15 protein-coding genes are annotated in these 18222 nt (G+C 72.5%); 7 read left to right on the top strand and 8 right to left on the bottom strand.

Annotation, left to right across the window (positions count from 1 at the left end):
* Positions 1-155: 155 nt before the first annotated feature.
* From ACIQ7Q_RS09840 to ACIQ7Q_RS09815, 6 genes are all read right to left on the bottom strand, one after another.
* Complete coding sequence (locus tag ACIQ7Q_RS09840) at positions 156-2084, bottom strand: helix-turn-helix domain-containing protein (RefSeq protein ID WP_403858444.1); 1929 nt, start codon at positions 2082-2084, stop codon at positions 156-158.
* A gap of 56 nt (positions 2085-2140) precedes the next feature.
* The gene (locus ACIQ7Q_RS09835; protein WP_403858442.1) at positions 2141-2962 is read right to left on the bottom strand and encodes a 3-hydroxybutyrate dehydrogenase; all 822 of its coding nucleotides are present in this window, start codon (positions 2960-2962) and stop codon (positions 2141-2143) included.
* Positions 2963-3023: 61 nt separating this feature from the next.
* Entirely contained in the window at positions 3024-3506 is a 483-nt protein-coding gene (locus tag ACIQ7Q_RS09830) for an NUDIX hydrolase (RefSeq protein ID WP_403858440.1), read from the bottom strand.
* 186 nt (positions 3507-3692) lie between these two features.
* On the bottom strand, positions 3693-5324 hold the full coding sequence (lnt, locus tag ACIQ7Q_RS09825; protein ID WP_403858438.1) for an apolipoprotein N-acyltransferase: 1632 nt from the start codon (positions 5322-5324) through the stop codon (positions 3693-3695).
* Positions 5325-5414: 90 nt separating this feature from the next.
* Positions 5415-5975 (bottom strand): hypothetical protein, encoded by a 561-nt coding sequence (locus ACIQ7Q_RS09820; RefSeq protein ID WP_403858436.1) that lies wholly within the window; start codon positions 5973-5975, stop codon positions 5415-5417.
* Positions 5976-6058: 83 nt separating this feature from the next.
* The gene (locus tag ACIQ7Q_RS09815; RefSeq protein ID WP_403858434.1) at positions 6059-6856 is read right to left on the bottom strand and encodes a glutamate racemase; all 798 of its coding nucleotides are present in this window, start codon (positions 6854-6856) and stop codon (positions 6059-6061) included.
* 58 nt (positions 6857-6914) lie between these two features.
* Here ACIQ7Q_RS09815 and ACIQ7Q_RS09810 point away from each other — a divergent pair, with 58 nt between their 5' ends.
* The gene (locus ACIQ7Q_RS09810) at positions 6915-8111 is read left to right on the top strand and encodes a glycosyltransferase (RefSeq protein WP_403858432.1); all 1197 of its coding nucleotides are present in this window, start codon (positions 6915-6917) and stop codon (positions 8109-8111) included.
* A gap of 31 nt (positions 8112-8142) precedes the next feature.
* On the opposite strand, the gene ACIQ7Q_RS09805 is transcribed toward ACIQ7Q_RS09810, so the two are convergent.
* The gene (locus ACIQ7Q_RS09805) at positions 8143-9399 is read right to left on the bottom strand and encodes a TerD family protein (protein WP_403858430.1); all 1257 of its coding nucleotides are present in this window, start codon (positions 9397-9399) and stop codon (positions 8143-8145) included.
* A 251-nt stretch (positions 9400-9650) separates the two neighbouring features.
* Here ACIQ7Q_RS09805 and ACIQ7Q_RS09800 point away from each other — a divergent pair, with 251 nt between their 5' ends.
* From ACIQ7Q_RS09800 to ACIQ7Q_RS09790, 3 genes are all read left to right on the top strand, one after another.
* On the top strand, positions 9651-10103 hold the full coding sequence (locus tag ACIQ7Q_RS09800) for a DUF6643 family protein (protein ID WP_403858428.1): 453 nt from the start codon (positions 9651-9653) through the stop codon (positions 10101-10103).
* A 357-nt stretch (positions 10104-10460) separates the two neighbouring features.
* Positions 10461-11066 (top strand): hypothetical protein, encoded by a 606-nt coding sequence (locus ACIQ7Q_RS09795; RefSeq protein WP_403858426.1) that lies wholly within the window; start codon positions 10461-10463, stop codon positions 11064-11066.
* Positions 11067-11221: 155 nt separating this feature from the next.
* Positions 11222-13636 (top strand): right-handed parallel beta-helix repeat-containing protein, encoded by a 2415-nt coding sequence (locus tag ACIQ7Q_RS09790; RefSeq protein ID WP_403858424.1) that lies wholly within the window; start codon positions 11222-11224, stop codon positions 13634-13636.
* Here ACIQ7Q_RS09790 and ACIQ7Q_RS09785 read toward each other — a convergent pair.
* Positions 13606-16113, bottom strand: coding sequence for a hypothetical protein (locus ACIQ7Q_RS09785; RefSeq protein ID WP_403858422.1), 2508 nt, complete (start codon positions 16111-16113; stop codon positions 13606-13608). The two genes, ACIQ7Q_RS09790 and ACIQ7Q_RS09785, sit on opposite strands and share 31 nt — an antisense overlap.
* 220 nt (positions 16114-16333) lie before the next feature.
* On the opposite strand from ACIQ7Q_RS09785, the gene ACIQ7Q_RS09780 reads away from it, so the two are divergent.
* From ACIQ7Q_RS09780 to ACIQ7Q_RS09770, 3 genes are all read left to right on the top strand, one after another.
* Positions 16334-17176 (top strand): DeoR/GlpR family DNA-binding transcription regulator, encoded by an 843-nt coding sequence (locus ACIQ7Q_RS09780; RefSeq protein ID WP_403859164.1) that lies wholly within the window; start codon positions 16334-16336, stop codon positions 17174-17176.
* On the top strand, positions 17173-17622 hold the full coding sequence (locus ACIQ7Q_RS09775) for an SRPBCC family protein (RefSeq protein WP_403858420.1): 450 nt from the start codon (positions 17173-17175) through the stop codon (positions 17620-17622). The genes ACIQ7Q_RS09780 and ACIQ7Q_RS09775 overlap by 4 nt, the downstream gene beginning before the upstream one ends.
* A gap of 73 nt (positions 17623-17695) precedes the next feature.
* Positions 17696-18178, top strand: coding sequence for an SRPBCC family protein (locus ACIQ7Q_RS09770; RefSeq protein WP_403858418.1), 483 nt, complete (start codon positions 17696-17698; stop codon positions 18176-18178).
* Positions 18179-18222 lie beyond the last annotated feature (44 nt).

The raw sequence follows: 18222 nt of genomic DNA, 5'->3' as shown, positions 1-18222 counted from the left end.
AGCACAACCACGCGGAACCGCGCGGACTCACAGGAGTCCGCGCGGTTCCGCGTGGGTCGCGACGCACGGAGACCGGCGCCCGGGCCGGAATCGGCATCGGGTCCGGTTCAGTTGTCCGGGGCCGGGTCCCTGGCTGCCGACGCGCACTCATGCACTCAGGACGAGACCGCCGACGACATCGCGTGCAACCGCAGCGCCAGCTGGATCTCCAGGGACCTCGCCGGCGACTGCCAGCCGGGGCCGAGCAAGCGCCCGATCCGCTCCAGCCGTTGGGCCACGGTGTTCACATGGACGTGCAGATCGTCCTTCGTACGGGCCGGACTCATGCCGCTCGCGAAGTACGCGTCCAGGGTGCCGACGAGGTCGGTGCCGCGCCGGCGGTCGTAGTCGACGACCTCGCCGATCGTGCGCTGCACGAAGCCGTCGATGTCGCCGGGGTCGGCGAGCAGCAGCCCGAGGAATCCGAGGTCCTGCGCAGCCGCTCCCTGTCCGGAGCGCCCGAGGAGGCGCAGGGCGTCGAGGCAGCGCCGTGCCTGGGCGTACGCGTCGGCCACCGGGGTGGGGTCACCCGCCGGTGAGGGGAGGGGGGACGACGCGCCGACGGTCACCATCTCCCGCAGCGTGCCGCCGAGTTGCCGGGCGGTCTGGCGTGCCAGGTCGGCCGGGCTGTCGTCGCGGCCGAGCGGCAGCAGCAGGACGGCGCCGCCGTCGCGGGCGGCGGCGAGGCCCGAGCGGGTCGCGGCCAGGTGGGAGGCGGCGGACCACAGGCGCTGCCGGTCCGCCGTCTCACGCGCGGACGAGTCGGAGCCGGTGACCGGACCGGCGTGGGGGCCCGACGCGTCGCGGGCGGCGGCTTCGCCGACGGGCCCGTCGATACGCGCGGCGAGCACAACATGCGGTGCGTCCAGGTCCGCGCCCAGCCGGGCGGCCCGCTCGCGCAGCATCCTGGGGTCCCGGTCGGGGGCGTCGAGCAGGTCGTCGAGGAGCTCGCCGCGCACCCGCTGCTCCGCGTCGTGGGCGGACCGCCGGGCGAGCAGCAGCAGTGAGGTGACGAGCGCCGCGCGCTCGAGGGTGCGGCGGTCCACAGGGTCGAGGTCGGGGTGGCCGTGCAGCACGAGCGCGCCGAAGACCTCACCGCCGGCGGACACGGCCGCGACCCAGTCGTCGCCGTGCCGGGTGGCGTGGCCGCCTGCGCGGGTGGTGTCCGGGCCGCTCTCAGTGAACTCGACGGTGCCATCGAGGACTTCGGAGAGTGCGGCGGCCACGTCGTGTACCCCTCCGCCGCGCAGGACGAGCTCGGTGAGGCGGTCGTGCACGTCGGACGCCCGCTCGAGGACGCTGCTGTGGTCCTGGATGATCGCGTTGGCCCGCTCGAGATCGGCGAGCGCGGAGCGGGTCTCCGCCAGGAGGTTCGCGGTGTCGATGGCGACGGCGGCGTGCGCGGCGAAGGAGGCGAGCAGCGCGACCTGTTCCCGCTCGAAGACTCTGGCGCGCCGGTCGGCGGCGAACAGGACGCCGATGACCTGGCTGCCGAGCATGAGCGGCACACCGAGGATGGCGACGAGCCCCTCGTCCCTGACCGCGGCGTCGATGGTCCTGGTGTGCTCGAAGCGGGCGTCGTCGAAGTAGCTGTCGGTGACATAGGGCCGGGCGGTCTGGGCGACGAGACCGCCGAGCCCCTCCCCCATCCCCAGCCTCACCTGCTGGAAGCGTGCCGACACCGACCCTTCGGTGACCCGCATGTAGGTGTCGCCCGCGGCCGGGTCGTTGAGGCTGAGGTACGCGACCTCGGTGCCCAGCAGTGACCGGGCACGCTGCACGATCGCCCTGAGGACGGCATCAAGGTCACGCAGACCCGCGAGGTCGTGCGCGGTCTCGAAGAGGGCGGACAGTTCCGCCTCTCGGCGGCGCCGCCCCTCGAGCTCGGCACGCACGCGCAGGGCCAGTTGCTTGGCGTGCTCGAGCGCGGCCAGCTCCTCGGGCGCCGCACCGTCCGCGCGCGCGACCAGCAGCGGCCGGTCGTACGCCTCGATGGCGGCGCCGCGGGCGAGGAGCTCCAGGTAGGGGGCTTGATCGTGGGACATGGACACAGGATTACCTGCCGTACGGGTGGTCGCACCAGCCCTGTGGACAACGATCCCTAGTGAGCCGTCCATCCGCCGTCGAGGGCCAGCGAGGTGCCGGTGATGAAGGAGGCGTGCGGCGAGCACAGGTAGAGAGCGGCGTCCGCGACCTCCTCCGGCTCGATCAGCCGTTTGATCGCGGAGTCCTTGAGCAGGACCTCGGTGAGGACCTGGTCCTCCGGGAGCGCGTGCGCGGCGGCCTGGTCGGCGATCTGCTTCTCGACCAGTGGTGTGCGCACATATCCGGGGCTGACGCAGACGGACGTCACTCCGTGCGGGGCGCCTTCGAGGGCGGCCGTCTTGGAAAGACCTTCGAGGCCATGTTTGGCGGCCACATAGGCGGACTTGTATGCCGAGGCCCGCAGCCCGTGCACGGACGAGATATTGACGATACGGCCCCAGCCCTGCGCGTACATGTGCGGCAGAGCGCCTCTGATCAGCCGGAACGGTGCTTCCAGCATCACCGTCAGGACGGTGTGGAAAACGTCCGGCGGGAAGTCCTCGATGGGACGGACCAGTTGCAGGCCGGCGTTGTTCACGAGGATGTCCGCGTCGGCCGCCGCCTCCTCGGCGGCGTCGAGCTCGGTGAGGTCGAGGACGTACGGCTCGACAGCACCGGCCAGGCCCTCGGCCGGCCCGGCGAGCGCCGCCAGCCCTTCGGCGTCCCTGTCGACGGCTCTGACCTTCGCGCCTGCGGCAGCGAGCCGGAGCGCGCACGCACGGCCGATGCCGCCCGCGGCACCGGTGACGAGGGCGGTACGGCCGCCGAGATCGACGGAGACGGAAGAGGCACCGGCTGCGGGGCCCGAGGTGCCGGGGGGTGTGCTGGGCGCGGTCATGTGGGGCACCCTAGGCAGCGATCACCTGGCTACCGATATGGTCCCGACCCATACTTGACCCTCAGATGGTGGGTTGGAACCATGCTGGTCCCTCCATGAGGGCCTGCTTGATCCGGAAGATCGCAAACTCCTTGAGCTCCGGCAGCGCGTCGACGGGGAACCAGCCCACCTCGAGGGACTCCTCGTCGTTGACACGCGCTTCCGAGGCACCGCTCACGGCACGGCAGCGCATGGTGATGTCCATGTACTGGCACACGTCGCCGTTGGGGTACGTGACGGGCCTGGGCAGTGCCTGGACGAGGGCCACCCGCTCGGCGACGCAGCGCACCGCGGTCTCCTCGTACACCTCACGCTCGGCCGTCACGGCCGGTTGTTCCCCAGGCTCCGGGATACCCCCGATGATCGACCAATTGCCCGTGTCGGCGCGCATGCCGAGAAGCACCCGCCCCTCGTCGTCGAACACGACGGCGCTGACACCCGGGAGGTAGAGCAGCTGGTGGCCGGCGTTGGCCCGGATGTCACGGATGAAGTCGGGAGTTCCCATGGTCAGGACCCTAACGGGCCGACGCCGTGTGGGCCCCGACGGGCCTCTCGCCACCCCGGAGCCCGTCTGCCCGGAGGGCCTCCGGGAACGCGATGGCCGTCCCGGCGCCCGTCTGCCCGGAAGGCCTCTGCCACCCCCGGCGCCCACCTCCCCCGAGGGCTTCCGGCAGCGGGTGGCGGGCCCTCGTCAGCGCTTCACCGCCGCGGCGTCCATGCGGGAACCCTCGTCCGCGGTCCGGCGCCGCTTCCGTACGGCACCTGCGGCGACCGTTCCCAGGCCGCCCGCCGCCAGCAGCACAACGATCAGCTCGGGCCACCCGGCGAGCCGTGTGGCGGGCGTGAGCGACGAGCGCAGCGGCACCTCGGCGACGAGCGCGCCCGGGGTGAACATTCCCGTCGTCTCGACGATCTCCCCGTCCGGGGTGATGACGGCGCTGACCCCGCTGGTGACGGGGACGACGACGGACCGGCTGTGTTCAACGGCCCGCACCCGCGACATCGCCAGCTGCTGGTAGGTCATCTCACTGCGGCCGAAGGTGGCGTTGTTGCTCGGTACGGAGATGAGCTGCGCCCCGTGGGTGACGGTGTCGCGCGCCGCGTCGTCGAAGGCCGCCTCGAAGCAGGTGACGAGGCCGACCTTCGTACCGGCCAGGTCGAAGACGCCGACCTCGTCCCCGGGCCCGAAGTCGCGGCGGACGCGGTCGACGTCGGAGTTGAAGATCCGCACGAGGGACCGCATCGGGATGTACTCGCCGAACGGCTGGACGTGGCGCTTGTCGTAGGTGTCCACGGGGCCACGAGCCGGGTCCCACTCGATCAGGGTGTTGCGGAGTTTGCCGGTCTCCGGGGTGACCACGGCGCCGACGACGGTGGGCACGCCGATCGCCTCGACCGCGTCGTCGATGACCTGACGGGCGTCGGCGTTGCGGTAGGGGTCGAGGTCGGAGGAGTTCTCGGGCCACAGAACGAAGTCGGGCCTGGGCTCCTTGCCCGCCTCGACGTCCTCCGCGAGCTGCTCGGTGCGGCGGGCGTGATTGTCGAGGACGGCCCGGCGCTGGGCGTTGAAGTCGAGACCGAGGCGGGGGACGTTGCCCTGGATGGCGGCGACGGTCGCCGTGCCGTCCTCGGCGGAGTCGTCGACGAGGGGCCGGGCGGCGAGGGCGGCGGCCATGGGCATGAGCAGAGCGAGGAGGGCCGCGGCAGCCGCGCCGCGCGGCATCGAGCGGGTGCGCCGGAAGGCGAGCGCCTGCCGCCCGGTCTCGTAGAGGCCGAAGCCGCAGAGCACCACCGCGAAGCCGAGCACGGGTGTGCCACCGACAGCCGCGAGTGGCAGGAAGAACCCGTCGGCCTGACCAAAGGCGATCTTGCCCCAGGGGAAGCCTCCGAAAGGCATCCGGGCGCGGGCCGCCTCGCCGACGATCCACACGGCCGCGGCCCACACCGGCCAGGCGGGCAGGCGGGAGACGGCGGCGATCCCCATGCAGGACAGGGCGACGAACAGGGCCTCCGCCGCGACCAGGGCCAGCCACGGCCCGGGGCCGACCTCCTCGCCCGTCCAGACCAGCAGCGGAAGCAGGAAGCCGAGGCCGGCCAGGTAGCCCAGACCGAAGCCCGCCCGCAGCCGGCGTCCCCGCAGGGCCCAGCCGAGGAGGGCGAACGCGGGGAAGGCGAGCCACCACAGCGGACGCGGTGGGAAGCTCGCGAAGAGGAGTCCGCCACCGAGCGCGGCGGCGCCCGCGCGGGCGAGGCGCCACAGCAGCGGCCGGCCTGCGGCGGGGGCGGGCCTGGGGGCGTCGACGGATGTCATGGTGGCGCTCACCTGGCGGATTCTACGGCCGGGGCCTGTGAGCGGCGCAGCCGCGCCGATCAACCCCGCCGGACCCGCACCTTCCAGGCCCCGGTAACGCCGTCAGGCCTTGGTGGCCCCGTCCGTCTCCATGTGGCTGAGCCTGGCCTGAATGACCCGGACCGCGGCTTCCGCGTCGTCGACGGTGACCGTGAACTTCCCGCCGTCGCCGAGGGTGACCACGAGGCCTTCGCCGCGCCGCACGACCACCGCGGTGCCCTGCTCCGGGCGCCAGCGGCAGCCCCAGCCGCCCCACTGCCGGGGCGTCACCCTGGGGGCGAACTCGGCGCTGACCATCTGGGTGAGGGGGATGTGCCGTCGGGGCACTCCGATGTGGCCGCAGCGCACGTCCAGCGCGTTCTTGTCGACCTTGACCGTCACGTGCACGAAGGCGAGCGTGCCGTAGAGAATCATCAGACCCGCCGCTACGCATCCGATCACGGCCATCAGCAGCGCGGCGGCACCCGTGGTCCATGTGGCGCCGACGGCCAGTTTGACGCCGAGCGCCAGACAGGCCGCACCCGCCACCGCGAGGACCCACTGCATGCGGTTGGTCGCCCGGCCGGTCCAGACCTCTGGAAGGGGCTCCGAGCTGCGCCCCTCGTGGCGGAAGTGGTGCCTCATGTCTAGGACAGTACCCACCATCCGCAGAACGAGCACTGCTGAGTCCAGCCGGTCGAATCGGGTGAAAGCGTTTGTGGCGCGCGTCAGCGCACCGGCGTCACGGTCGGCAGCAGCCGGCCCTCGGCGTAGTTCAGCGCCTCCGCCGGAAGGGGGGATTCCGTCCCGCTCAGCAGGACTGTCAGGCGACTGCTCGGCACCGCGTCGGGGGCGGGCGGGAGCCCGATCCTGCGCAGCGCCTGGGCGGCCACGGCGCCGGCGGAGCCGTGCAGAACGATGGGCGGCAGCTCGGACGGGCGGTCGGGGTGTGTCACCGCGGCCCGGATGCGCTCGGCGACCAGTTCGTAGTGGGTGCAGCCGAGGACGAGGGCCCGCACGTCGCGCGGCGTGAGCGCCGCGGCCGCGGCCACCGCCCTGTCGATCGCGCTCTCGTCCGCCTGTTCCACGGCGTCGGCGAGGCCGGGGCAGGGAACTTCGGTCACGTCGGCGGAGCCGGCGAACTCCTCGATGAGCCCTCGCTGATAGGGGCTGCCCGTGGTCGCCGGAGTGGCCCAGATGGCGACCGAGCCGCCGCCGGCGGCGGCCGGCTTGATCGCCGGGACGGTCCCGATCACCGGAAGCGCCGGCTCCAGCTCCGCACGCAGTGCGGGCAGCGTGTGCACGGACGCCGTGTTGCAGGCGACGATCAGCGCGCCGGGGCGGTGCGCGGCGGCCGCGCGGGCCACGGCCAGCGCGCGCTCGGTGAGGTCCTCCGGCGTACGCGGGCCCCAGGGCATGCCGTCGGGGTCACAGGAGAGAACCAGATCGGCGTCGGGCCGCAGGCGGCGTACCGCGGCCGCCGCCGGGAGCAGTCCGATACCGGAATCCATGAGCGCGATCTTCACCCGGTCACCATAGTCGACCGCCGCCACGGCCCGTCCGGCGTGGTGCAGACTGCCGCAAATGAGCGCCCTTGCCTGGATCGCCATGGGATCACTGACCGCCTGGGGATGGCTGCTGCTGGGCCAGGGTCTGTTCTGGCGGACCGACCAGCGTCTGCCGCACTGCGGCGTCTCCGAACAGCCGCACCGCGACGTCCCCGCACAGTGGCCGGATGTCGCCGTGGTGGTGCCGGCCCGCGACGAGGCCGAGGTGCTGCCGCTGAGCCTGCCCTCCCTGCTCGCTCAGGACTACCCGGGGCGGGCGGAGATCGTCCTCGTCGACGACAACAGCACGGACGGGACCGGGGACCTGGCCCGGTCGCTCGCCGGACGGCACTGGGGCCTGCCCCTGCGGGTCGTGACACCGGGCGAGCCGGAGCACGGCTGGACCGGAAAGCTCTGGGCGCTGCGGCACGGCATGGCCGTCGCGAGGACGGGTGAACCGGAGTATCTGCTGCTGACCGACGCCGACATCGCTCACGAGCCGGACAGCCTGCGCTCGTTGGTCTCCGCCGCGCGGACCGGAGACCTGGATCTGGTGTCGCAGATGGCGCGGCTGCGCGTGGCGAGCGGCTGGGAACGGCTGGTGGTGCCGGCGTTCGTCTACTTCTTCTCCCAGCTCTATCCGTTCCGGTGGGTCAACAGGCCGGGTGGGAGGACCGCTGCCGCGGCCGGCGGCTGTGTCCTGCTGCGCACCGAGACCGCGGCGCGGGCGGACGTGCCCCACTCGATCCGCCACGCGGTGATCGACGACGTCTCCCTGGCGCGCGCCGTGCGCCGTGCGGGCGGCAGGATCTGGCTCGGGCTCGCCGACCGGGTGGACAGTGTGCGTCCGTACCCACGGCTCGCGGACCTGTGGCGGATGGTGTCGCGCAGCGCCTACGCGCAACTGCGGCACAGTCCGCCGCTGCTGGCCGGGACCGTGGCCGGGCTGGCGCTGGTGTACCTCGCTCCGCCGGCGGCGCTGTGTGCGGGGCTGTGGGCGCATGACCCGGCGGCCGCGTGGGCCGGGGGTCTGGCGTGGGCCGTGATGACCGGGACGTACCTGCCGATGCTCCGCTACTACCGACAGCCGCCGCTGCTGGCGCTCACCCTCCCGTTCACCGCCGTGCTCTACCTCCTGATGACGGTGGACTCCGCGGTGCAGCACTACCGGGGGCGGGGCGCGGCTTGGAAGGGGCGTACGTACGCCCGGCCGGAGACCGCGCCCGACCAGTAGACGGGCGGCCGAGCCGCCCGACCGGCGAGGACTATTTACGGCCCGGCGTCCAGTTCATGCCCCAGCCGTAGGCGTAATCGATGGTGCGCTGGGGACTGACCCCGCGTTCGGGGACCAGGAAGCGGGCCTCGCGCTGGACGACCAGGTCCGAGCCGGTGTTGGTGATGAGGGCGAGGGCACAGACCGTGGAGGGCACGGTGCACTCGCCGAGGGAGAAGTCGATGGCCGCGCCGTGCTGCGGTTGGAGGGTCACCGTGGCGTCGAGGTCGGCGAAGCTGCGGGCGCCTTCGTAGATGGTCACGAAGATGACGAGGCGGCGGATGCCCTGCCGGTGGTCGAGGTTGACGGTGAGGTTCTCGCCCGGGGTGCCGCCGGTGCGGTCGTCTCCGTCGAGGTGGATGTACGGGGGTCGGTCCAGCGCTCCAAAAGCGTTACCGAGGGCCTGGACCACTCCCTTGCGGCCGTCGGAGAGTTCGTACAGGGCGCAGAGGTCGAGGTCGAGGTCGCCGTGCATCGCGACGGCGCGGCCCAGCTTGGCACCCCAGCCCTGGAACTGCTTGCGCACCTGCCAGCTGAGGTTGACGCGCAACGCGCCGGAGGTGCCGCCCTGCTTGGTCAGGGAGACGCTCGGCGTCTCCTTGGTCAGCGTCACCTTGGTGAGACGCACCGGAGCCGCCGGTGCGGCAGGCGGAGGCGACGCGACGGCAGCGGGGGCCTGGGCGACAGGGGCGGCAGTGGGGGCCGGGGCGGCGGCCGCCTGCTGGGGTTCGTCGACCGTGATGCCGAAGTCCGTGGCCAGGCCGTCGAGTCCGGTTCCGTAGCCCTGGCCCACCGCGCGGAACTTCCACGCTCCCTGGCGGCGGTAGAGCTCGCCCAGCACGAAGGCGGTCTCGACGGTGGCGTCCTCACTGTCGTACCTGGCGATCTCGGCGCCGGACCCGGCGTCGAGCACCCTGATGTGGAGGCCCGGGACCTGCCCGAAGGCGCCCCCGTCGGCGGAGGCGGCGAGCACGACCCGCTCGATCTCGCCCTCGACCCGGTCGAGGTCGACCGCGACGACGTCGGTCACGGCGTCCGCTCCGGCGCGTTTCCCTTCGTGCCGTACGGCACCGGAGGCGTGCGACGGCTGGTTGTAGAACACGAAGTCGCTGTCCGAGCGGACCTTGCCGGACGCCAGGAGGAGGGCCGACGCGTCGACGTCCGGCACCCCTGGACCTGTGCGCCACCCCAACTCGATGCGGACGCGCTGCGCCTGCACCGGGGTGTTGGCTCCCTTAAGCATGGACATGCTCGCCCCCATCACGATTCGGTGCGCCCGGAAACTCATTCGTCGTCAACCTATTCGGCAAACGTCCCCCACAGGTGGGCCGACCCGTCGGTAACCCTCTCCCAGCTTGCCCTTTACACGATCTCGAGACATCGGGAAGTCCGTTTTCCCCAAGTTCGCTCACATTGGCGATCCCTAGTCACTCACTGCAGCCAAAACAACCCTCTTATCGGACTCCCCAACCAGCACATCGTGGGCTTAACTTATGTGCCATGACCTCCCCCCGCGCCACCTACGGCGGCGGTTACTACTCCGCGCCGGCGTTTCCCGACACCCCCATCTACGACTCCCTGGTCGCGGAGCGGGGCACCCCTCAGATCGCCCCGATCCGAGTCCCTGCCGCCTACGACACCGGCAACAGCTATCTGCCGGCGCTGCCCTCGGCGCTCCCCGCCCTCCCGGCGGCTCCCTCCTCCTCCGCTCCCGCCTACGGATATCCGCAGCAGATGCAGCAGCCCGTGCCGCTGCAGCAGGCGCCTGCGCCGTACATCCCGCAGCAGGCCGCCCCTCGCGGCTATCCCGGCCAGCAGTACCAGCAGCCCCAGCCGCAAAGGCCGGTCGCGACGGGGTACGAGGCCATGCGGCCGGCGGCGGCACGTCCCGCTCCGACTCCCGCCCCCTACGAGGATCCGTACAACCGCCCGTACCAGGGCCGGGGGTACTGAGAGCGGGCGGCCCGTCCCAAGAGCGCTCCTTGCGCGGGGGATGCGGCCGGGCCGCCGGCTCGAACCGCTCGGTACTCCAGGACGACGAAGTCCAGAATGCCGCGCACGCTCCATCGCTCGTTTCCTCACTCGTTCCATGATCACGCAGAGCGACCGCCGGGTCGGCTCCGTTCGTGGCCGACCACGCCGTTCACCCGATTCGGGACGTGCTGCGAAGGGCGGGAACCGATCGCGGTGGCAGACTCGTTGCCACATCGCGGAGACCGCTGCCCGAGGTGACGTTCCTCTCTCTTCGCGCCTCCCGGGCGTGTGCCGTGCCGTATCGGGCTATCACGGACGCGGAAGGGGGTGCGGACAGTGCGTGCAGCAATGGGCCTTTGGCGCTGGCGCCACAATCCCCTGCGCCGTACGACCGATCTGTTCGAGGCATGGCTGGCGCTTGCCGCCGCCGTGCTCGTCGTCACGGCCGGGCCCGCCGTCGGATGGATCACCGGCGCGCTGACGGAGGAGTCGTTGCGCCAGTCGGTCCGTGTGCAGTGCCTGCAGCGCCATGCCACCACCGCCACCGTGATCGGCGCCGCGTCCACCCCGCGGCCCGTCGCCTTCGACACCGAGGCCGCGGTCAACGAGGAGCGCAGAGCGGTCAGGGCGAAGTGGGCCGCCCCAGACGGAAGTACGCGTACCGGCACGGTTCCCACCGCCCTGCGGACCGCGGGCCCCGGCGACACATTCTCCCTGTGGACGGACGATTCCGGCCGAATAGCGCCCCGCCCCATGGACATGGCCACGGTCGAGGTCCATGCCGCACTCGCGGGTGTCGCTGCCTCGATGGCCTGGGGTGTGCTCGTCGAATGCACCAGAAGACTGGTCGTGTGGCGGCTCGTGCGCCACAGACACGCCGCACTGGACCGGGCCTGGGCCGCCGTGGGGCCGGACTGGGGACGGACCGGCGCGGGAAGCTGACCTGCCACATCCCGTCAACTCCCGCGGCCCGCGCGCGCTACGGTGGTGCGACCCCTTCGGGGCCAGGGCCTGATCCGAAAGAGAAGCCCTGGGGGCGGCGTCCCCCTCAGCGACGCGACGGTGCACGGATCACGAGGTGGGGGCAAGGCAGCACGATGGCACAGGGCACGGTCCAGGTGACGCACACCGGCACATCGCGGTGGCGGCGCCGCACAGGCGAGTACGCCTCCCTCGCCGCTGCTCTCGAGGCCGCCGGCGACGGCGACATCCTCACCGTGGCCCCCGGTACGTACCGCGAGAATCTCCTGGTCCAGCGCGCGGTCACCCTGCGCGGCCCGGAGGGGGCAGTCGGATCGGTGCGCATTGCCCCGGTTGACGGTGTGCCGCTGACCGTGCGCGCCTCCGCCGTCGTGCGGGACCTGCATGTGGAGGGCCAGGACTCGGCCGCGCCCGCGCTGCTCGTCGAGGACGGCACACCCGAGCTCTCGGACCTGCGGATCGTCACCCGCTCCGCCGTCGGCCTCGAAGTGCGCGGCGGCGCTCGGCCCACGGTCCGCCGTTGCACCGTCGACAATCCGGCGGGGGTCGGGATCGGCGTACTGGAGGGCGCGGGAGGTGTGTTCGAGGAGTGCGAGGTGGTGGCGGCCGGCCAGTCCGGCGTTTCCGTGCGCGGCGGTGCGCACCCTCGGCTGGAGCGGTGCCGGGTGCACCACGCCTCGGGGGCCGGCCTGACCGTCACCGGCGAGGGCAGCGGCCTGGAGGCCGTCGGCTGCGAGGTGTACGAGATCAAGGGCACCGGAGTCCAGATCGCGTCGCGCGCCGCGGCCCACCTCACCGACTCCTCGGTGCACCGCACTTCGGCCGACGGCATCACCCTCGACACGGACGCGGTGCTCACGCTCTCGGACTGCGACATCCACGACATCCCGGAGAACGCGATCGATCTGCGCTCCCGGTCGGTACTGACCCTGACCCGCTCCACCGTGCGCCGTTTCGGGCGCAACGGCCTGTCCGTGTGGGACCCGGGAACCCGTGTGGACGCCAACCAGTGCGAGATCCACGACAGTACGGGTGACTACCCGGCGGTCTGGGTCAGCGACGGCGCGACGGCCGTGCTGGACGCGTGCCGCGTGCATGACGTACCCGACGCGCTGTTCGTCCTGGACCGCGGCTCGCGCGTGGATGTCGTCGACAGTGACCTCTCGCAGGTCCGCAACACGGCGGTGTCGGTGAGCGACGGCGCGACGGCGCAGCTCGACGACTGCCGTATCCGCGAGGTGTCCACCGGCGCCTGGTTCCGCGACCACGGCAGCGGCGGCACCCTGAACGCCTGCACCGTCGACGCCGCCCAGACCGGCGTGATCGTCACCAAAGGTGCCGACCCCTTGATCGAGCGATGCACCATCACGTCGCCGGCGGAGGCCGGTTTCTATGTGTCGGCGGAGGGCCGCGGCACGTTCCGCGGCTGCCGGGTCACCGGCAGCGGTGGTTACGGCTTCCATGTGATGGACGGCTGTCGTACGACGCTGAGCCGCTGCCGTACCGAGCGCTGCTCCCGCGGAGGTTACGAGTTCGGCGAGGAGGAAGGCCCGGTCGTCGAGGACTGCACCAGCGACGAGAGCGGGGTGGCTCGTCAGGGCGCGGAGGCGGCGCCGGCCGTGATGACGGCGACCAGGTCGCCCGGTCTGCTGTCGGCCGTCCCTGCGCAGAGTGCGCAGCCCGCGCCCCCGGTCCGGCAGGACGTGCCGGCGGAGCCGGGACGCGACCCGGGCGCCGTGCTCGGCGAACTCGACGCGCTGGTGGGGCTGGACAGCGTCAAACGCGAGGTCCGTACGCTCACGAACATGATCGAGGTGGGCCGGCGCCGTCAGGAGGCAGGGCTCAAGGCCGCCTCTGTCCGCCGCCATCTGGTCTTCACCGGCTCCCCCGGCACGGGCAAGACGACGGTCGCCCGGCTGTACGGCGAGATCCTCGCCTCCCTCGGGGTCCTGGAGCGCGGCCATCTCGTCGAGGTCTCCCGTGTGGATCTGGTCGGTGAGCACATCGGCTCCACCGCCATCCGCACCCAGGAGGCGTTCGACCGGGCGCGCGGCGGTGTGCTCTTCATCGACGAGGCGTACGCGCTGTCGCCGGAGGACTCGGGGCGGGACTTCGGCAAGGAGGCCATCGACACGCTGGTGAAGCTGATGGAGGACCACCGGGACGCCGTCGTGGTCATCGTGGCCGGGTACACGGCGGAGATGGAGCGCTTCCTCGCGGTCAATCCGGGTGTGGCGTCCCGTTTCTCACGGACCATCACCTTCAGCGACTACGACCCCGAGGAGCTGCTGCGGATCGTGGAGCAGCAGGCGGAGGAGCACGAGTACCGACTCGCCGAGGGCACCCCGGAGGCGCTGCTGAAGTACTTCACCGCATTGCCCAAGGGGCCCGCCTTCGGCAACGGCCGCACCGCGCGCCAGACGTTCGAGTCGATGGTGGAACGGCATGCCGGGCGGGTCGCCGAGCTCGCGGAGGTGAGCACCGACGACCTCACCCTGCTCTACTCGGACGACCTGCCGGAACTGCCCTGAGTCTGCCGGGGGACGACCGGCGTGAGCCTCTCGAGCAGGTCTGCGCGTTCCTTGGCGAACAGCGGGTCGGCCTGGTAGTCGGAGTGCCCGAGGATCGGCTCCGGAAGCGGATGCCGCTCCGAACGCCCGTACACGACGGGGTCCTTGAGCGCCTCCCGGTCGACGTCGGCCGGGTCCTCGCAGCCACCGCCGTCCCGTTGGCGCCCCGAAGCGATCAGCATCGGCCCGCCGATCGGGTCGGTACGCCGCCACAGGTTGCGCCAGCAGTCCAGTTCGCCGCTGAGTTGCAGGAGGGCCTTGGGCCCGAAGTACGCGGGGAACCAGCGGCCGTAGAGGCGTTCCAGAGGCGACCCGTACGTCAGTAAGGCCACCCGCTTGCGTGTGGCGGCGGGCAGCTGCCACACGGCGGCCGCGGCGAGCACGCTGCCCTGTGAGTGGCCCGAGATCACGAGCCGGCCGCCCGTGCGCGCGGTCCAGGTGCACATGCGCCAGGTCAGGTCGGGGACGGCCCGCTCGGCGTAGCAGGGCGGCGCGAAGGGGTGCGCGGCCCGCGGCCAGAAGGTGCCGACGTCCCAGAGGATGCCGATGGTGCGGCGTGCGGAGGCGTCGCGATAGGCGCGGCGGCCCATGGTGACGAACAGTATGAAGCCGAAGCCGACCAGCCAGGACCCCAGCGCCTGAGCGGTCTCCGCGGCGGACTCCGCGGGGCCACCGTCACCGAACGACCGTCCCGGTACCTCGCCGCTCAGCCACGCGCCGCCGACGGCCCCGGCTCCGAGCAGCAGTGTGGCCCCCGAGACCACACCGACGATCAGCGGCGCGACATCGGTGAGGGCGGCGCGGGCGCGGGTGCCCGCGATCCGCCGCGTGCGGACGACGTCGCGGCGGCCTTCGCCGGGCGCCCCGTCGAAGTACTCGGCCTCGACGGTCGGAGCGAGGCGGCGGCCGGCGAGCCATGTCCGTACCGCCAGCACCAGGGCGGGAATCAGCAGGACGACGAGCAGCACGGGAATGACCGACGCCTGCCAGCTGAGCAGCACCGGGGGCCCGGGGATGGTGCCCTCCCCGTCCATGCCGGGGGTGCCGGGACCGTCGAGCCAGTCGGCGACGCGCTGGGCCACCCCGCCGGTCATCACCCCGCCCAGGGCGCAGGCGAGCATGGCGACGGCCGGCCCGCCGAGTCCGTGCAGCACGGTGCGCGGATGGCGGGCGTGGCGGTGCAGGATCCGGGCGGTGACGGCGAGGGCGACGACGAGGCCGCCCTGGGCGAGGACGATGACGCGGAAGGTGACGTCCCCGGGAAGGGTGGCGCTCGAGGCCCAGCCCGGCCGCGACCAGGAGGCGTAGAGCAGGGCCAGGACGAGCAACGCCAGTGCCGCGCCGGGCAGACAGCGGACGGCAGCACGGTCGAGGCGTGCGTCGATCCGCCGCTCGCTGCGGCCGCGGTGGAAGACCACCCACAGCACGGCCGCCGCTCCGACGACGAGGGCGGCTTCGAGGAGCACGCCGCAGATCTTCAGGAGGGCGTCGTCGGCGGCCCGGTCGTGACGGGCGGCGGCGCCGGCGACCGCGGCGGCGACAGTGAGGAGGCCGGCAGCGGTGTGTGCGGCGCGCAGCCGGGCGACGAGCCGGCGGCCGTACCAGAAGCCGGGCCTGCCGAGCGCGGGCCGTACGTGCGGCTTCGGCGGCTCGGTGGCGTCGGGACCGCAGCTCACCTGCCCGAAGTCGTCCCGGCCGTCCGCTTCGCCGCTGTCGCAGCCGGCGTCCTCGTCCTCGTCCTCGTCCGTGTCGGCGTCGGCGTCGGCGTCGGCGTCGGCGTGGACGTCCACGACCACCGCGTCGTCGCCGGTCGGCGGACGCTGGGACTCGTACGCGCTCCAGGTCCGGTTGGAGAGGTACCAGAGCAGCCCGACCAGCGCCGCCGGGATCACCGCGGCGAGCGCCAAACGCCTCCCCGGCTGTGACCACCAGCCGCCCTGGGCGCTCGACATGAAGCCGAGCCAGGACCGCTCGCCGCTGCACTGCCGGGACCCGGCGCACTGCCAGGCGAGCAGGTCGAGCGCGACTTCGCAGGCCGCGGCCGTGAGGAGCACGGTCAGACTGAGCGCGACCAGCCGCACCAGCGCCCCGTAGAGCCGTGTGGTCCTGCGCCTGCCCCTGGCCCTGGGCCGCATCCAGTGCGCGAGGTTGACGACCATGAACGGCAGCAGGAGCAGCCACAGAGCACGGGCGCCGTTGCCCGAGGTGAGGTTGGACCAGCAGTACGCCTCCGGGATCGGCCGGTTCCGGTACTCGTGCGGGCGGCTCTCGGCCTCCGCGTCGTCGGTGCGGCGGTACACGGCGGCCTTCTCGTCACCGGTTATCCGCACCGTACGGGGATCGCCGAGCATGTCCTGCGGGGTGGCTCCGCCGACGCCGTGAACGAGCAGCTCGAGCGCGGGCCCGCCGCTTCGCGGCGCCGGGGTCTCAGGGGACACAGGGGGACTCCCTCTCTCGGGACCCGTTACCGATCGGGAATCGGCTGCCGGGAGGCGGTTCGTGGCCAGAATTGCGGATCATGACGGTTCGCGGCACTGCCCTCACGGAATCTCCCCGAGCCCGCCCGGCAATACGCGTGCGAGGATGAGAAGCCTTGGCCACCAGGGCTGTACAGCGGCCTGGACGGCCGACGACAACAAGGAAGGACCGGCCCGAGCGGTGAGCGACAACCAGAACCTCCTCGCGGAGCAGCGGCGTGCTCTGATCCTCGACGAGGTCCGCAGGCGCGGCGGGGTCCGGGTCAACGAACTCACCCGCAGGCTCAATGTCTCGGACATGACCGTCCGCCGGGACCTGGACGCTCTCGCACGCCAGGGCGTGATCGAGAAGGTGCACGGCGGGGCGGTGCCGGTGGTCGAGGCGAGCACGCATGAGCCGGGGTTCGAGGCCAAGTCGGCGCTGGAGCTGAGCGCCAAGGAGGACATCGCGCGGGCGGCGGCCCGGCTGGCCGTGCCCGGCAGCGCGATCGCCCTGTCCGGCGGCACGACGACGTACGCCCTCGCGCACCATCTGCTGGAGGTTCCGGACCTCACGGTCGTCACCAACTCGGTGCGGGTGGCCGACGTGTTCCACACGGCGCAGCGGGCCGGCGCGCCGGGCGGGCGGCGTCCCGGGGCCGCGACGGTGGTCCTCACCGGAGGAGTGCGCACGCCGTCGGACTCGCTGGTGGGACCGGTCGCGGATCAGGCGATCCGCTCGCTCCACTTCGATGTGCTGTTCCTCGGTGTGCACGGCATCTCGGTGGAGGCCGGCCTGTCCACGCCGAATCTGGCGGAGGCCGAGACCAACCGCCATCTGGTGCAGGCCGCGCGCCGTGTGGTGGTGGTCGCCGATCACACCAAGTGGGGGACGGTGGGCCTCAGTTCGTTCGCCGAGCTCGCCGAGGTGGACACCCTGGTGACGGACTCGGGGCTGCCGGCCGCGGCCCGCGAGGAGATCGCGGAGCATCTGACCGGTGTCGTGGTGGCGGGTGAACCGGAAGCCGCGGACGGTCAGGCGTGAGCGCGTTCCGCATCGGCAGGGTCACCGCGCTGCCCGCCGGGGAGTGCTGGCGGCGGGTCACCGACTGGCCGGCGCACGCGGCGCAGGTGCCGCTGACCGCGGTCTCGGTGTCGAAGCCCCCGCGGAGCACCGGTGTGGGCACGGTGGTCGTGGCACGCAGCGCGCTGGGCCGGTTCGGCTTCGACGACCCTATGGAGGTCGTGCTCTGGGAGCCGCCCTCGCCCGGCCGGCCGGGCCGCTGCCGACTGGAGAAACGCGGACGGGTGATCACCGGCTGGGCCGAGATCTCGGTGCATGCGAAGGGCTCCGGCTCGGTGGTGCTGTGGGTGGAGGAGCTGCGGCTCCCGCTGGTGCCCGGGGTGTTCGACCCGCTGGTCGCTCGGGTGGGCAGGCGGGTGTTCGGCCGCGCGCTCGACGGGCTCCTCGGCGCGGGATCCGCCCGCTGAAGGGCGGACATCGAGCCGCGCCACGACTATGGTTGCGTGCCCACCCCTCGCCCGCCGCTGGAGGTACGATCCCATGGCACGTCAACTCCGCCTCGTAGAACTGGAGTTCGTGGAGAGCGCCCCGCTGCGCCTGGTCTTCTCCACGCAGGTGTCCGCGTCGCCGAAGGGACTGTACGCGGCACTCGCCGACGATGTCGCCGGCTGGCCGGGCTGGTTCACCGCCGTGACCGCGGCACGGCCCACCGACGCGGGCGCGGGCCGGGAGATCCGGTTGAAGGGCGGCACCGTGTTCACGGAGACGATCCTGGCCAGGGAGCCGGACACCCGTTACGCGTACCGTGTGGACCAGACCAACGCCCCTGGTCTGCGGGCCCTGTTGGAGGAGTGGCGGATCACGCCGACGGCGACGGGCGCCCGGGTGCAATGGACGTTCGCCGCGGACGGGCCGGCGCCGCTGCGGATCGCGCTGCGGCTCGGCCGCCCGGGTCTCGGCCGAGCCTTCAGGGACGCCGTGCGCAACCTGGACCGCAGACTGGCCCGCTCCGCCGACCTCTGACGTCCGGCGGAGTGTTCGGCATCGCCGAGGCGGCGCAGGCAGGC

It is taken from the genome of Streptomyces sp. NPDC096176 (assembly GCF_044763255.1).
GTDB lineage: Bacteria > Actinomycetota > Actinomycetes > Streptomycetales > Streptomycetaceae > Streptomyces.
The sequence above is the reverse complement of the archived record's forward strand: the minus strand, read 5'-3'. Positions and strand labels throughout refer to the sequence as shown.